The organism is Bradyrhizobium sp. NBAIM08, assembly GCF_020193935.1.
Taxonomy (GTDB): Bacteria; Pseudomonadota; Alphaproteobacteria; order Rhizobiales; family Xanthobacteraceae; genus Bradyrhizobium; species Bradyrhizobium yuanmingense.
Map to the genome: position 1 here is coordinate 1 of NZ_JADYVR010000761.1, position 416 is coordinate 416.

The following is a 416-nucleotide window of genomic DNA, read 5'->3' on the forward strand; positions in this document are numbered from 1 at the left end:
GCTTTACTATTCGTCATCAGGAAGAATCTTTTGCTATTGCAGTTCGGGATGATATTGAAATCCATTTCTGGCAGTCCTGTGATAAGTCCTGGAAATGGAGGAGTGTGTTTTTGGCACTAAAGCCTATTTTGACTGGTGCAGAAACTTTTATAGCGGGCACAGCAAGTTGCAGAATACAGGTACAAGGCATTGAAGAACTATTTGAAGAATATAAAAGGCAAGGAGTATTGCACAGTCCGGATACGAAAGTCGAAGAAAAGCATTGGGGGCATAAAGAATTTCATGCAGTAGACATTCATAGAAACCTGCTCACCTTTTATGAAGAAATTACCTAACGACCTGTTTCAAATCAAAGCATTGTATTGTTACTGCTTTGCTTTACTGCAAGTCAATAAACACTTTTACATAAAAATAAT

Annotated in this window: 1 protein-coding gene; it reads left to right on the forward strand. The window is 37.7% G+C overall.

Features of this window, described 5'->3' with window-relative positions; translation table 11 throughout:
* A partial coding sequence (locus tag I6F37_RS41935; protein ID WP_225154663.1) for a hypothetical protein occupies positions 1-335 on the forward strand: 335 nt, incomplete at its 5' end.
* Between the last annotated feature and the right edge of the window lie 81 nt (positions 336-416).